The sequence below is a fragment of the Rhodococcoides kyotonense genome, assembly GCF_001645385.1.
Classification (GTDB): domain Bacteria; phylum Actinomycetota; class Actinomycetes; order Mycobacteriales; family Mycobacteriaceae; genus Rhodococcoides; species Rhodococcoides kyotonensis_B.
Genome location: NZ_LVHI01000032.1, coordinates 176,227 through 190,575, shown reverse-complemented (window position 1 = coordinate 190,575; position 14,349 = coordinate 176,227). Strand labels below are relative to the sequence as shown.

13 protein-coding genes are annotated in these 14,349 nt (G+C 66.7%); 11 read left to right on the top strand and 2 right to left on the bottom strand.

Annotated features, from left to right (window positions below):
- Positions 1 to 15 precede the first annotated feature (15 nt).
- A complete protein-coding gene (locus A3K89_RS20470) occupies positions 16 to 783 on the top strand; it encodes an SDR family NAD(P)-dependent oxidoreductase (RefSeq protein ID WP_068429885.1) in 768 nt (255 codons plus the stop codon).
- 89 nt (positions 784 to 872) lie between these two features.
- Here A3K89_RS20470 and A3K89_RS20465 read toward each other — a convergent pair whose 3' ends face one another.
- Entirely contained in the window at positions 873 to 2,486 is a 1,614-nt protein-coding gene (locus A3K89_RS20465) for a TM0106 family RecB-like putative nuclease (protein ID WP_068429881.1), read from the bottom strand.
- A gap of 102 nt (positions 2,487 to 2,588) precedes the next feature.
- On the opposite strand from A3K89_RS20465, the gene A3K89_RS20460 reads away from it, so the two are divergent.
- From A3K89_RS20460 to A3K89_RS20415, 10 genes are all read left to right on the top strand, one after another.
- Positions 2,589 to 3,242 (top strand): DUF6474 family protein, encoded by a 654-nt coding sequence (locus tag A3K89_RS20460; protein ID WP_068429880.1) that lies wholly within the window; start codon positions 2,589 to 2,591, stop codon positions 3,240 to 3,242.
- 7 nt (positions 3,243 to 3,249) lie between these two features.
- Positions 3,250 to 3,774, top strand: a complete 525-nt coding sequence (locus A3K89_RS20455) for a hypothetical protein (protein WP_068429879.1) — start codon at positions 3,250 to 3,252, stop codon at positions 3,772 to 3,774.
- Positions 3,775 to 3,820: 46 nt separating this feature from the next.
- Positions 3,821 to 4,486 (top strand): YcnI family copper-binding membrane protein, encoded by a 666-nt coding sequence (locus A3K89_RS20450; RefSeq protein WP_068429878.1) that lies wholly within the window; start codon positions 3,821 to 3,823, stop codon positions 4,484 to 4,486.
- Positions 4,483 to 5,001: a copper resistance CopC family protein gene (locus tag A3K89_RS20445; protein WP_068429877.1), complete on the top strand. Its 519-nt coding sequence runs from the start codon at positions 4,483 to 4,485 to the stop codon at positions 4,999 to 5,001. The genes A3K89_RS20450 and A3K89_RS20445 overlap by 4 nt, the downstream gene beginning before the upstream one ends.
- Positions 5,002 to 5,003: 2 nt before the next feature.
- Positions 5,004 to 5,924: a CopD family protein gene (locus tag A3K89_RS20440; protein ID WP_254303604.1), complete on the top strand. Its 921-nt coding sequence runs from the start codon at positions 5,004 to 5,006 to the stop codon at positions 5,922 to 5,924.
- A 90-nt stretch (positions 5,925 to 6,014) separates the two neighbouring features.
- Positions 6,015 to 7,046: an ABC transporter substrate-binding protein gene (locus A3K89_RS20435; protein WP_371828817.1), complete on the top strand. Its 1,032-nt coding sequence runs from the start codon at positions 6,015 to 6,017 to the stop codon at positions 7,044 to 7,046.
- Entirely contained in the window at positions 7,036 to 8,673 is a 1,638-nt protein-coding gene (locus A3K89_RS20430) for an ABC transporter permease (RefSeq protein ID WP_068429875.1), read from the top strand. Before A3K89_RS20435 ends, A3K89_RS20430 begins: the two co-directional genes overlap by 11 nt.
- Positions 8,673 to 9,725 carry an ABC transporter ATP-binding protein gene (locus tag A3K89_RS20425; protein WP_068429873.1) on the top strand — a complete coding sequence of 351 codons (1,053 nt, stop codon included), beginning with the start codon at positions 8,673 to 8,675 and terminating at the stop codon, positions 9,723 to 9,725. Before A3K89_RS20430 ends, A3K89_RS20425 begins: the two co-directional genes overlap by 1 nt.
- 179 nt (positions 9,726 to 9,904) lie before the next feature.
- Complete coding sequence (locus A3K89_RS20420) at positions 9,905 to 10,378, top strand: MarR family winged helix-turn-helix transcriptional regulator (RefSeq protein WP_068429870.1); 474 nt, start codon at positions 9,905 to 9,907, stop codon at positions 10,376 to 10,378.
- A 2-nt stretch (positions 10,379 to 10,380) separates the two neighbouring features.
- Entirely contained in the window at positions 10,381 to 12,333 is a 1,953-nt protein-coding gene (locus A3K89_RS20415) for an MDR family MFS transporter (protein WP_068429868.1), read from the top strand.
- 276 nt (positions 12,334 to 12,609) lie between these two features.
- On the opposite strand, the gene A3K89_RS20410 is transcribed toward A3K89_RS20415, so the two are convergent.
- Positions 12,610 to 14,163, bottom strand: coding sequence for a succinic semialdehyde dehydrogenase (locus A3K89_RS20410; protein WP_068429866.1), 1,554 nt, complete (start codon positions 14,161 to 14,163; stop codon positions 12,610 to 12,612).
- Between the last annotated feature and the right edge of the window lie 186 nt (positions 14,164 to 14,349).

Sequence of the window (14,349 nt, the reverse complement as noted above, 5' to 3'; positions counted from 1 at the left end):
GAAGGGGATTCGTCAGTGGAGATTTCGGGAACAGCAGCTCTGGTCACAGGAGGCGCGTCGGGCCTCGGTGCCGCGACGGCCGCACGACTCGCGGGGGCGGGTGCCACCGTGTTCGGCCTCGATCTGGCGCAGTCCATCGAACGCGCAGGTGACAACGTTCCGGACGGGGTCACGCTGATCCCCGCCGACGTCACCAGCGAAGAAGAGGTCGAGGCAGCCCTCGACACGATCACCGGCGCAGGCGTCCCGCTGCGCATCGTCGTCAACTGCGCAGGTGTCGGCTGGGCCGGCCGCATCCTGTCGAAGAAGGGCCCGCACGACCTCGAGCTCTTCCGCACGGTCATCACCATCAACCTGCTGGGCACGTTCAACGTCATGCGCCTGGCCGCGAACCGCATGCAGTCGCTGCCGACGGTCGACGACTCGGGCCAGCGCGGCGTCGTCGTCAACACCGCCTCCGTCGCGGCGTTCGAGGGTCAGATCGGTCAGATCGCCTACACCGCCTCGAAGGGTGGCGTGCACGCGATGACGATCACCGCGGCGCGTGACCTCGCGCAGGTCGGCATCCGCGTCAACACGATCGCACCCGGCATCGTCGACACCCCGATGCTCGCCGGCGTCACCGAGGAGTACCGTAAGGGCCTCGAAGCAAGCGTGCCGTTCCCGTCGCGCCTCGCTCAGCCCGCCGAATACGCGCAGCTGGTGCAGATGATCGCCGAGCACGACTACCTCAACGGCGAGACCATCCGCATGGACGGCGCGATCCGCATGGCGCCGCGGTAGTTTCCCCAACCCGATCGCATCGATGGACCGTGGCAGCCGATAGACGGTTGCCGCGGTCCATCGATGCCGTGGGGGGCGACGGCAATCCCTCACGCCTGCGCGCGCAACGCCTCCAGCGTCGGGATCTCGGCGTCCGCGCGGTCGGTCATCCACTCGCGCAACACCTTCGTGGCCTGTACGTCGTCCTCGTTGTACACCAGCAACCTCTTGCGCTGCGTGAGGTCCGGTTCCGCGTCGTAGCCGACGGCTTCCCGGTACCACCCCATCGACGCCTCGCCGCCCGCTTCGGGGTCACGCCACGTGAATCCGGCGACGGGAGCGATCTTCTTGAGCCCCTTGCCGTTCGGGCAGATGAACTGATCGCTGACCGCCTGGTAGATGTCGACCCACTGCTCGCTGTCGATGAACTCGCGGATCTCCGCCTCCGTCGGCACGCCGGGGACGTCGCCGAAGCGTCGCGCGGAATCGAGCAACCACTTGTCCTCGGCCTGACGCGAATAGCAGTACGCGGCAAAGGTTTTCCCCTGTGCAGCCGCGTCGGCGCGTACGGTCGTCAGCCACGACCAGAACTCGGCGAACGACCTGCCCTCGTCGACGGTGGGCAGCGGATCCCACGTCACGAACCCGCGATAGACGGGCTCGGGGCCACCCCGCTCGGTCAGCAGCGTGCCCCACAGGTACGCGCCGTGTTCCTGGTAGCTCTCCATGTCGACGTCGACCTCGACGTCCGCGCGATGCACGGTGACGTGCTCGGTCCGACGCAGCAGCGGAACGTCGGCCCGCCATGCCGCCGCAGCGGCCACGGCGTCGTCGAAACTGCCGAACGGCCAGTTCTCGGGCTCGGGGCCGTCCCAGCTCGCGAGCTCGTCGACGGTGTACACGTTCTGCTCGCGCAGCGCCTCGGCCCGTCCGCCCGACGCCACCAGACTGACGTCCCGCGTTGCCTCGAGCTGCGGCAGGCAGTCCGACCACCACGGGCACGCGCGGCATTCACTGACCTTCGACGGCACCGTGACGCTCTCACCCCGCGCGACGGCGAGGCGGTCCGCGAAACGCGAATCGTATTCTGCGAACACCGAATTCAGGTCGTGGACGAGGATGCACTCGGCGCGATATCCGATGGCACCGCCGGTGGCCGTCGGACTCGCGAGGCCCTGCGCGTCGAGCATTCGGTACAGGTGCGCGAGCCTGAGCTGGTCGCGCAGTTGACTGCGCACCTTGCGGGTCTCGTCGACGACGGGTGCCCATTCGGTCAGCGGCGACGTCGTGGCACCACGACCGGGGTCGGTGACCTTGTGATTGACGACGATGATCGGGATGTAGCCCTCGCCGGCCGGATCGAGCATCAGCAACTCACTGCGGCCGCGTCGACCTGCGTCTCGATCGAGGGGCAGCACCGCATTCCAGATCCACGGGGCGCCGCGCCGACACGCGTCCATCGTTCGATTCGCCGACGACGCTGCATCGGGCGCGTCGATGTCGACCCATCCGTCGAGTTGCGCCGACAGCGTCGACCGAATGGCCTCGCGATGCGCCTGCGCTGCCTCACGCCGTTGACGCACACCCGGATTCTCGGGTTCGTCACGCAGCAGGGCCGAATAGGCGGTGTCCAGATACAGTCGATGCCTGCACCGAGTGAGGCACCCGGCATCGATGAGTACCGATGCCTCGGTGCGCGTGGCGCGTCGACTGTTCACGGGCACGAGCCTATGTCCATACACCGACACCGGCTCCGGGCGCCACCCCGCAAGCGTTACGGATAGGCTGTCGTTCGTACGGAAATGCTGACGTAAGGGGCCTCGTCGATGGGTTTGTTCGGTAAGCGCAAGGGTCGTGCCACCCGCAGGGCCGAGGCGAAGGCGCTCAAACACAAGGCCGCCTTGGAAGCGAAGCTCGGCGCGAAGAACGAACGCAAGCAGCTGAAGTCCATCGCGAAGGCGCAGCGCAAGCTGAACGCCGTCGAGGCCAAGTCGCAGAAGAACGTCGAAAAGGCGCAGGTCGCGACGCTGAAGGCGCAGCAGAAGGCGGCGGCGCAGGGCTCGTTCAATGCAGCCCAGGTACGCAAGTACATCGGTATCGCACGCGTCCTCGTCCCGGTTCTGACGCCCATCGCCTATCGCGTGGCGTCGGTCGTTCGCGGCCGTCTGGACGATCGCAAGGCCACCAAACTCGGTGTCAGCCCGTCCGAGCTCGGCGAATTCACCGGCTACGGCGCGAAGCTCAGCGCACGCATCGCCGGCGCCGAGAAATCGCTCGCCCAGGTCACCGCGTCGCACTCCGGCGACGCGGAGACGCGCAAGTTCGCCGACGCCATCAGCCAGCGCCTGAGCGACCTCGGCACCGCGGTCCGCACGTCCGAGCAGATGCCTGCTCCGCGTCGCAAGGCTGCACACCACGCTATCTCCGCCGAGCTCGACGGCATCGAAGCCGACCTGCTCGCGCGTCTCGGCGTTCGCTAGTCCCGTCATGACGTCGACGGCCTCCTCCCTCCGTGGCGGAGCCGTCGGCGCACTCGTCGTGACCACCGCCGTCGCGGCGCACGGGCTCGCAGGCGGCGGCTTTCCTGCCGGGTCGTCGTTCGTGTTCCTGGTGATCGTCGGCATCGGCGTCGGGACGCTCGTCGCCGTACCGAGTCCGAGGCACGGCCGAACCCACGCCGCACTGCTACTCGGTGGGCTCGCACTCGGCCAGCTCGCGGCGCACGTCGCGCTGACGGTCGGCAACGTTCACGAGACGGCGCACGCGCACTCGCTGTTGCCGAGACCGCCGATGCTCGCGTTCCACCTCGTCGCAGCCGTCGTCGGCGGAGCGCTCGTCCATGCCGCCGAGCGTCTCTACGGACCCGTCACGTCGATCGTCCGTGCAGTCCTCGATCCCCCACTCCCCCTTCCCGACACGTCCGCACCCGGCCGGGTCGGGGCTGCGGCGTATCTGCACGTTCCGCAGCGTCCGTTCACGACGACCATCTCGAGGCGTGGTCCGCCGAAGTAAGTGAACCTCCACTTCACTTCACTTACGTCATCGAGAAGGATTCATCATGAACAGCTTCATTCGTCGTGCCTCGATCGTCGCGGGCGCCACATCGGTCGCCCTCGTCGTCGGCGCGGGCGCTGCGTCGGCCCACGTGTCGGTCGTGGCTCCCGGCGCCGAGCAGGGCGGCTACACCGTCCTCACCTTCCGCGTTCCGACCGAATCGGACACGGCCGCGACCACGTCATTGCGCGTCGAACTTCCGGATCTGAATTCGGCTCGCACACAGCCGATTCCGGGGTGGACGGCCACCGTCGACAAGAACGGCGACGGCCTCGCCACTGCCGTCACGTGGACGGCGCAGCCGGGATCCGAGGTCGGCCCAGGCCAGTTCCAGCAGTTCCTGCTGTCCGCAGGCCCGCTGCCCGAGGAAGACACCGTGTCGTTCCCCGCCGTCCAGACCTACGACGACGGCCAGGTCGTCGAGTGGACGGAGGAGACGACCGGCAGCGAGGAACCCGAGCACCCGGCGCCGATGCTCTCCCTGGCCGCCGCGAGCGGCTCCGAGCACGGCGGTCACGGTGCCGCCACCACGTCGGAGACAAGTACCGAAGCGTCGTCGACGTCCTCCTCGGACAACACCGCCCGCTGGATCGCAGGCGTCGCGCTCGTCCTCGGCGCGCTCGGTGCCGCACTCGGCCTCGGCGCAGCCATCAGGGGCCGCCGGTCATGAGGTCGCTGACAGTCACGCTGCTCGCGCTGGCGGCACTGATCCTCGGAGCGCCGGCAGCATCCGCGCATTCGATCGTCACCGGTTCGACACCCGAGGACGGTTCGTCCATCGCCGAGGGTCCCGCGCAGATGTCGATCAGCTTCAACGAGGTCCCGCAGTCGCAGTTCGCGACACTCAACGTCGTCGGCCCCGACGGCAACCTGTGGTCCAAGGGCGACCCGCGCATCGAAGGGCAGAGCATCGTCGTCGACGTCGGCGAACTCGGTCCCGTCGGCGACTACACGCTGGCGTACCGGGTCACGTCCGCCGACGGCCATCCGATCAGCGGAACCCGCACGTTCACGCTGACCACGGAAGGATCGGGCACTCCTGGCGCTCCGGCCGACGCGTCGGCCGAGGCCGATTCCGAGGACGGCGGCAGCAGCATTCCGCTGTGGCCGTTCCTGGTCGTCGGCGGGCTGGTGTTCGTCGGCGCGCTGGTGTTCGCGCTGCGCAAGCCGAAGGGGAACGGCTGACCGTGTTCCGCCGGTGGTGGATCCTCGCCGCCGGCTGGGCCGCGATCGTCGGGGTGGGCGCAGCCTGGTTGCTCGCTCACCCCGAGGGGCCCGACCCGTCGTCGGTGCTGCGTGTTCTCGCGGACTGCCTGGGCGCCACCGCGCTCGGCCTAGCGCTGCTGCGGACCGACCTCTTTCCGGCCCGCAGCAGGCCGACGGTCTGGCGGTCGGCGGTCCTCGTCGGCGGCCTGTGGACCGTCGCCGAGGTCGCACTGCTGGTCACCGCTGCCGTCGAATCGTTCGGCGGCGGGATCGGCCGTCTGTCGATCGCGTCGTTCGGTACGTTCCTCACCGACATCACCGTCGGCCAGCTCGGTGTCGTCACGGTGCTCTGCACCACGGCTCTGTACATCTACGCGCTCGTCGGATATCGCGGGAACCGTGACCTGTCGGCCGTGCCCATCGCCGTGCTCGCCGTCGTCGCACTCGTGGCGCGGCCGATCACCGGCCACATGTCCCAGCAGCTCTTCGGTGCCGTGTTCGTCGCCGTCCACACCGTGGCCGCTGCGGTGTGGCTCGGTGTGCTCGCCGCGATGACGCTGACGCTGCGCGCAAAAGGCGCGTGGGCACTCGCGTTGCCCGTGTACTCGCGCCTGGCCTGGTGGTCGGTGTGGATTCTCGCGGCGAGCGGAACCGTCAACGCGGCGGTGAAACTCGGCGGGCTCGGCGGCCTCGTCGACACCGGCTACGGGCGCGTCGTGCTCGCGAAGACCGTGGTTCTCGTGGTCCTCGTCCTTCTTGCGCGACGCCTCCGCGCCACCTGGTTGGTCTCGGTCGCTGCGCATCGCACATCGCAGGACGAGTCGGTGATTCGCGCCGGCCTGCACATCTGCGTGCTGACCGTCGCGTTCGGACTCGCCGCGGCCTTGGCCACGACCGCCTAGCGTTCACGCGGGCGCTACTTCGAGTTCTCCGCGGGGTTGCCTGCGCGCGACAGGATCGACGCTTCACCATCGGTTCTCGTAGGAGTTTTCTTGTCTTCCTTGCGTCGTCCCCTCGTGGGTGTTGTTGCGTCTCTCGCTGTGATCACCACCCTCGCTGCATGTTCCGAGCCCGCCGAACCCACCTCCGACGCGGCGTCGTCGGAATCCGCAAGCGGAACGTTGACGGTCTACACCTCCGAACCGCAGGCGAAGATCGACGCACTGAACGCCGAGTTCATGGCGGAGAACCCCGACATCGACGTCCAGGTCTACCGTGCAGGAACCGGAGATCTCAACGCGCGCATCGCATCCGAGCGTGAGACCGGCAAGATCGGCGCCGACGTCCTGCTCGCCGCCGACGCTCCGACGTTCGAGGGATACAAGACCGACGAACTGCTGATGCAGTACACCCCCGCCGACGTCGCCGCGCTGAATCCCGACGTCGTCGACCCCGACGGCTACTACGTCGGAACCCGCATCATCCCGACGGTCATCGCTTACAACACCGGTGCCGTCACCGCGCCTCCGACGTCGTGGAAAGAACTGGCCGACCCGAAGTACAAGGGCCAGATCACTCTTCCGAACCCGGACGTGTCCGGCGCAGCCGCGTTCAACACCGCCGTCTGGCTGAGCGAAGAGACGTTGGGTCAGCCGTGGCTCGAAGGTCTCGTCGCGAACCAGCCGGTCGTGGCCGAGAGCAACGGTCCCGTCGGCCAGGCCGTCGCCGCAGGCACGCAGCCCATCGGAATCGTCGTCGACTATCTGGTTCGCGAGTTGGCGGCCAAGGGTTCGCCCATCGCGGCCTCGTATCCGACCGACGGTGTTCCGTACATCTCCCAGCCTGCAGGCATTTTCAGCGACTCGGCGAACCCGGAGGCAGCGAAGAAGTACGTCGACTTCCTCGTCGGTAAGCGCGGACAGGAGATTGCCGTCGAGCAGCAGTACCTGCCGGTTCGCGCCGACGTCGGAACACCCGAAGGCGCACCGGCGCTGGGTGACCTGACCCTCCTGAACCCGGACCTGGCCGAGATCAGCGCATTCCAGCCCGAGGCTGTGAAGAGGTTCAACGAGCTTGTCGGTTAGGACTACGTTCTCGGGCGTCACCGGCCTCCGGATCGCCCTGTGGCTCGTCGTCGCGGCGGTAGTGCTGTTCCCGATCGGGGCGGTCGTCTCGATCGGGTTGGGCGGCAATCATATTCAGGAGTTATTTGACGCCGGAATCGTGGATGCGGCGATCAACAGCGCGGTCTCGTCGTCCGTCTCGGCCGCCCTCGCCGTGCTACTCGCCGTCGTCATGGCACTCGCTCTGGACAGGACGGATCTGCCGGGTCGATCGGTTCTGCGACTGATCCTGTTGAGCCCGTTGCTCATTCCGCCGTTCGTCGGCGCCATCGCATGGGCCGGCCTGCTCGGCCCGAGCGGCAGCGTCAACAAGTGGTGGGAATCGATGTTCTCGTCGCCGCTGTGGAACATCTACGGCGGCGACGGCGTGATATTTCTGTTGACGATTCACTCGTATCCCGTTGCCTACCTGATCGTCTCGGCTGCGGTGAAGCGAATCCCCGCGGAACTCGAACAGGCCGCGCGCATCTCGGGAGCGACGCCGTGGGCCGCGATGCGCGGAGTGACGCTACCGCTGCTACGCCCGGCGGCGGTCGCGTCGTTCACGCTCGTCGCGGTGTCGAACCTCGCCGATTTCGGCATTCCCGCCCTGGTCGGTCTACCCGACCGATACGTGACACTGTCGACGATGGTCTACCGCTTCATCCAGTCCGGCACCGTCGCCAAGCCACTCGAAGTGGTGTCGACGATCGGTATCGCGCTGTTGTTCCTCGCTGTCCTCGCCGTTGCCGTCGACCGTCTGTTGGCGGCGCGCAGTGCACACGGCATCGACGGCCCGACCACGTCGCTGCAGCGTCTTCCGCTGGGCCGAAGCAGAGTCGTCGCGGCCGTGGGCGCGTGGGTGATCGCGGCCGCGATCACGGTGCTCCCGATTCTCGCGCTGGCGACGCAGGCGCTTCTCCCTGCGCCCGGAATTCCGCTGACGTGGGACAACCTGACCCTCGACAACATCACCTCCGCCGTCACCGCGCCGGGAACCCTTGTCGGGATCCAGAATTCGGTGATGCTCGCGGTGTCGGCCGCGGTGATCTGCGGCGTCGTCGGCCTCGCCCTCGGTGTACTGACGACGCGTACCGCATCACGCGACAATGTCGGCCTCGACCTGGTCGCCATGCTTCCCCAGGCAATTCCGGGGTTGGTCATCGCCGTCGGGTGGCTGATCGTCGGACGGTACACCGGCCTGTTCGACACACGCTGGGTCATTCTGTGCGCCTACGTCATGGCGTTCCTGGCGATCGTCGTCCAAGCCGTACGTGCACCGTTGACGTCGACGCCGATCGCGCTCGAGGAGGCCGCGCGGTCATCCGGCGCAACACCGGTACGCGCCTTGTACGACGTGCCGTGGAAGATGGCGATTCCCGCTGCCGTCACCGGGAGCGTTCTCGTGGCGCTGACCGCGGTTCGAGAGTTGACGATGTCCGTCCTGCTCGTCGCGCCCGGCACGCAGACCCTCGGCGTCTCCATCTTCAACCTCCAGCAGGCGGGTGACTACAACGCCGCCGCCGCACTGTCCCTACTCGTCGCGCTCGTCGGACTCGCAGGTCTCGGTCTGGTCGCGGGAGCAACCGATCGAAAGAAGCGCGCCTGATGTCCTCGATCACGCTGAACGACGTCCGTTTCGACTATCCCGGTGGCACAGCAGGTTTGCGTGACATCGACCTGACGATCGCCGACGGCGAATTCCTCGCACTGGTCGGGCCGTCGGGATCGGGAAAGACGACGCTGTTGCGTACCATCGCAGGCTTTCTGGAGCCGTCGTCGGGCACCGTGACGATCGGCGGTGACGTCGTCGCCGGACACGGACGACCGGTGCCACCCGAGGACCGCCGACTCGGCATGGTCTTTCAACAGCACGCATTGTGGCCGCACCGCAGCGTCGGCAAGAACGTGTCGTATCCCTTGGAACTGGACGGGGTTTCACGGGCCGACCGCAGGAAATGCGTCGCCGACGCGTTGTCGTTGGTCGGCCTTCCTGGGCTCGAAGCGCGTGATCCGGCGACACTCTCGGGCGGGCAGCGTCAGCGAGTTGCGTTGGCACGCGCGCTCGTTCGCTCGCCCCGGGCACTGCTGCTCGACGAGGCCCTGGCCGCACTCGACGAACCCTTGCGTGACCGCCTGCGTCTCGAGCTCCGGTCTCTCACTCGCGCTGCGGGATTGACGGTCGTGCACGTGACGCACGATCGCAACGAGGCACTGGCGCTCGCCGACCGCGTGGCCGTTCTCGACGGCGGACGCGTCGTACAGATCGGGACGCCCGAGCAGTTGGTGCAGACACCGGCCACGTCGTTCGTCGCCCAATTCCTGTCCGACGCCAACCTGATCGACGGCGTCATCGACGACGGTCGCTTCCACGCCGACGGCCACCCGATCGAGATCGGTGCCGACCTCATCGAGGGCAGGGCTCCGGGTCGCGGGACGTTGGCGGTTCTGCCGTCGGACATTTCTCTGAGCGCCGGATCGCCCCACGACTGCTGCGCGGGGGTCGTCACGTCTTCGCTGTTCGGTCGCGACGCCAGCGACGTCGTCGTCGAATCGCACGGTGTCACCTTTCGCTGCTCGGTGCGTGGGCGTCGGCCCGCGGTGGGTGACGAGGTCACCATGACCGTGCGACGCGGGATCTTCGATCCGGCTACTGCTTGAAGGGTTCACCCTCGGCATCGATGGCCCACGGCAACCGTCTGACCGTTGCCACGTGACATCGATGCGTCGGTCTGTGCGGTCGATGTGACCCACGAGATAGGTAAAATAGTTGTTTACCTCATCTATCCACATATATGGTTGCGGACAGCAAGTAATTGATCGTGACCGTTGGAGCCCTCATGGCAGTACGAACAACCACAGCCGAGGCGCTGGTCGAGGAGGTTTTCCTCTTCGGACGAGCGTTGAAGAACGCCGTGACCACCGGAGATGAGAGCTCACCCCTGCCGCAGGCATTGACCGGAGTACTGGCCATCCTGGCGACCGAGGGTGAGTGCAGACAGACCGACCTGGCCAACAGGCTCTGCGTCAGCCAGTCCGCCCTCAGCCGGCAGATCGCAGACCTCGTCGACCTCGGATACATCGACCGAACACCCGATCCCGACGACAAACGCGCATCCCGCGTCTGCGTCTCCGACGAAGGCCGGCAGAAGTTGTCCGCCATCTGGGACAGACGAGCCAGACGATTACGGGAGATGTTGAGCGACTGGAGCGAAACCGAGGCAGTCGATGCCCTCGAATCCATTCGCAAACTCAACACCACGTTCAACGACAACGCTCACGACGCAGCACACTTGAAACTGATTGCGAGATAAGAATGACCACCACCGAAGCGCCGCCCAATCTTCAGGCGTCCGAACCGGACGCGATGTCCCACCGCGAAATCCTCGAAGCCCTCACCGGCCTGCTGGCAGCACTGTTCACCGCGCTGCTGAGCACCACGATCGTCGCCACCGCGCTGCCGACGATCATCGGCGACCTGCAGGGATCCCAGACCGCATACGCCTGGGTCATCACCACCGCGCTGCTCGCCAACGCGGCGTCGACCCCCATCTGGGGCAAGCTCGCCGACCTGTTCAACAAGAAAGTCCTCGTCCAGACGGCGATCGTCATCTTCGTCATCGGCTCGGTCATGGCCGGATTCGCGCACAACGTCGCAATCCTGCTGGTGGCACGCGTCATCCAGGGCATCGGCATGGGCGGTCTGACGGCACTCGTCATCGCCATCATCGGCTCGATCGTCTCCCCGCGTGACCGCGGTCGATACTCCGGCTACACCGGTGCCGTCATGGCAGTGTCCATGTCCGGCGGCCCGATCCTCGGTGGCGTCATCGTCGACAGCCCGCTGGGGTGGCGCTGGTGCTTCTTCGTCTGCGTGCCGCTGGCCGTCATCGCCCTCGGACTGCTGCAGAAGACGCTGCACATGAAGACCGAACGCAAGGACGACGTCTCCATCGACTGGATGGGTGCGCTGCTCCTCACCGCAGGCGTGTCCGTCCTGCTGGTCTGGGTCTCGTTCGCAGGCAAGGCCGACTACTACGCATGGATGTCGCGTGAATCCGCCATCCTCGTCGGCGTCGGTGTGCTGCTGCTCGTCCTGACCGTCATCGTCGAAGCCAAGGTCAAGTCGCCGATCATCCCGCTGAAGATCGTCACCGAACGCACCACCGGGCTCGCCATCATCGCGTCCATCGCAGTCGGCGTCGGCCTGTTCGGTGCGACGACCTTCCTGGGCCAGTACTTCCAGACCGCCCGCGGCTACTCCCCGACCGAAGCAGGCCTGCTGTCACTGCCGATGGTGGCCGGAATGCTGGTCGCCACAGTCGGATCCGGACAGCTCATCACCAAGTTCGGTAAGTGGAAGCCCTTCATCGTCATCGGTTCCGTCCTGCTGATCGTCGGCTTCATGCTGCTCGGCACTATCGACCACGAGACGAGCCTGTGGGTCGTCGGCGGATTCATCACCATCGTCGGACTCGGCACCGGCATGCTGATGCAGAACCTCGTTCTCGCAGTGCAGAACACGGTCAGCGTGCACAACATCGGTGCCGCGTCGTCGACCGTCGCGTTCTTCCGTACCTTCGGTGGCGCGATCGGCGTCTCCGTCCTCGGATCGCTGCTCGCCACCCGCGTCGGAACGTTGTCGCAGAGCGGCCTTGCCGAACTCGGTATCGACAGCTCGGGCAGCGGCGGTGGATCGCTCGACCTCGGTGCACTTCCGGCCCCGGTCGCGCTGGTCATCCGTACCGCCTACGGTGACGCCACCGGACGCATCTTCCTCATCGCCGGGTTCGTCGCGATCATCACGCTGCTCGCGGTTCTGTTCATCCCGAACCGCCCGCTGCGCAAGACGATCGACATCGCTCAGGCACCGGCAGCCGACGAGGAAGTCGCAGAAATCCCGTCGTTCGGCGAGGCACGTGAGTACCTTGCACCCGAGCGCGACATCGTAGGACGCCACGAAGCACCCGCAGGATCGGCACCGTTCGAGGGACTCAGCACCGACGCACGTGATCGACTGCTGAACCTTCTCCTGCCGGAGCCCAAGGACACCCTGCAGGCACTCGACGAAGCCGAGGCCATCCGCGCAGAGGTCGTCGCCCTCCAGCAGGAACTCGACGCGAAGATGCTCGACTTCGACGCGGTCTGCGAACGACTCCGGCGCCTGGGCCTCAGCGAGGACCAGATCGCCCGGGTACTCGGCGACGCCCACATTCCGGATCCGCACCACTTCGTGCACTCGGAACTCAACGGCCACCGGGTCAACTAGTTCCACCCACGACGAAGCCCGCACACCTCGGTGTGCGGGCTTCGTTGGTTTCGCCGTCGTCGCCGCCGCTCTGAAGTGACCGAATGTCACATACGGTCACTCGAAGTGACCGAGGGACGCCCTCGCTAGCACCCGGCCCGCCGATTGACCGAATGACCCCCTCGCTCACTCAGAGTGACCGAAGGACGCCCTCGGTGGTATCCGCCCGCGCCCAAGTGACCGAAGGTGACATTCGGTCACCCGAGCGCCGGCGACAGGACGCCCCGACACCCCGCCCTACCGACCCGGCAGGTACTTGAGCGCCTCGACGAACGGGGGCATGATCTTCGCCCATACCTTGGGCGACAGTCCGCGCGGCCCACCTAGGTTGAGCAGACGCGTCGTCGCGATGGTCTGCGATTCCGTGTACTTGAGCAGACCGTCGGCTCCGTGTCGCCGGCCCATGCCGGAGACACCCATGCCGCCCATCGGGGCAGCCGTCGTACCCCATGCGGGTGCGTAGCCTTCGTCGACGTTCACCGTGCCGGAATGCAATCGAGCAGCGATGGCCTCGCCCTGAGCTTTGGTCTTCGCCCAGACGCTGGCGTTGAGTCCGTAGTCGGTGTCGTTGGCCTTCGCGATGGCTTCCTCGACGTCGGCCACCGGGTAGATCGACACCAGCGGACCGAACGTCTCGTTGGCCGCGCACTCCGCGTCCTCGGGCACATCGGTCAGCACGGTCGGCTCGAAGAACAGCGGTCCGAGGTCGGGGCGCGCATTGCCGCCCGCAATGACCTTGGCGCCCTTGACCTTTGCGTCGTCGACGTGCGCCGAGACGGTCTTGACCTGATCCTCGGAGATGAGGCTGCCCATTTCGATGCCGAACTCGTAGCCCGGCCCGACCGTCATGTCTTTCACACGCTGCCCGAACTTCGCGGTGAACTCGTCGGCGATGGACCGCTCGACGTAGATGCGTTCGATCGAGATGCACAGCTGGCCGGAGTTGGAGAAGCAGGCACGCACGGCCGCGTCGGACACCTCTCGGAGATTGGCGCCACGGGCGACGATCATGGCGTTCTTGCCTCCGAGCTCGGCGGAGAAACCGATGAGGCGACGCCCCGCTTGCTCTGCGAGATGCTGGCCGGTCGCGGTGGATCCGGTGAACATGACGTATTCGGTGTTCTCGACGATGGCGTTTCCGACGACCGATCCCGGACCGGGCACGACGGCGAAGAGGTCACGCGGCAACCCGGCCTTGTACAGCAGCTCGACGCACGCCAGCGCGCAGTAGGGGGTCTGCGAATCCGGCTTGAGGACGACGGCGTTGCCCGCCAACAGCGCGGCGATCGCGTCGGATACCGCAAGGGTCATCGGGTAGTTCCACGGCGAGATGACGCCGACGACGCCCTTCGGCTGGTAGTGCACGGTGGTCTTGGTCAGCACGGGCAGCATGCCGGTGACGCGCTTCGGCGCGAGCAACTTCGCGGCCGTCCGTGCGTAGTGACGCGACGTCATCGCGATGTCGAGCACTTCTTCCTGGGCCGCGGCGCGCGACTTGCCGGTCTCGGCCTGCGCCATGTCCATCAGCTCGTCACGGTGGGCCAGCACCAGGTCGCGGTATCGATGGAAGATCTCGGCGCGCTCGGAGACCGGACGCTTGGCCCACGCCTTCTGTGCGACGCGTGCGCGAGCGATCGCTGCGTGCACGTCCTCGGCGGTGCCGACCGGGATGGTAGCGAGCTCCTTGCCGGTGAACACCTCCGTGATGGACTTCGTCGCCCGTGCGTCGACGTCGGTGATGGCGGACAGTTCGGCGAGCCGCGAGAAGGTCGCAGCGCTCGGAGCTGGCATTTTGCACCCCTACTGGTGAGTAGTTCTTCGAGTTACAGACAAACTACCCCCTCGGTGGCTCGGATCACAGCGTGCATCTCGAACGGGTGGGCGCCGTGTACCGGTTTCGGTCGTCCGGCGGCGGGATCCCGCGCGGAGCGCAACGAGACTGGAACACCACGCCCACGCCGAACCATGTGGCACCAT

What these genes read in the sequence shown, in the direction of transcription:
- A3K89_RS20415 (WP_068429868.1), top strand. Translation starts at nt 10,381, where the DNA reads ATGACCACCACCGAAGCGCCGCCCAATCTTCAGGCGTCCGAACCGGAC.
- A3K89_RS20450 (WP_068429878.1), top strand. Translation starts at nt 3,821, where the DNA reads ATGAACAGCTTCATTCGTCGTGCCTCGATCGTCGCGGGCGCCACATCG.
- A3K89_RS20460 (WP_068429880.1), top strand. Translation starts at nt 2,589, where the DNA reads ATGGGTTTGTTCGGTAAGCGCAAGGGTCGTGCCACCCGCAGGGCCGAG.
- A3K89_RS20445 (WP_068429877.1), top strand. Translation starts at nt 4,483, where the DNA reads ATGAGGTCGCTGACAGTCACGCTGCTCGCGCTGGCGGCACTGATCCTC.
- A3K89_RS20455 (WP_068429879.1), top strand. Translation starts at nt 3,250, where the DNA reads ATGACGTCGACGGCCTCCTCCCTCCGTGGCGGAGCCGTCGGCGCACTC.
- A3K89_RS20410 (WP_068429866.1), bottom strand. Translation starts at nt 14,163, where the DNA reads ATGCCAGCTCCGAGCGCTGCGACCTTCTCGCGGCTCGCCGAACTGTCC.
- A3K89_RS20425 (WP_068429873.1), top strand. Translation starts at nt 8,673, where the DNA reads ATGTCCTCGATCACGCTGAACGACGTCCGTTTCGACTATCCCGGTGGC.
- A3K89_RS20420 (WP_068429870.1), top strand. Translation starts at nt 9,905, where the DNA reads ATGGCAGTACGAACAACCACAGCCGAGGCGCTGGTCGAGGAGGTTTTC.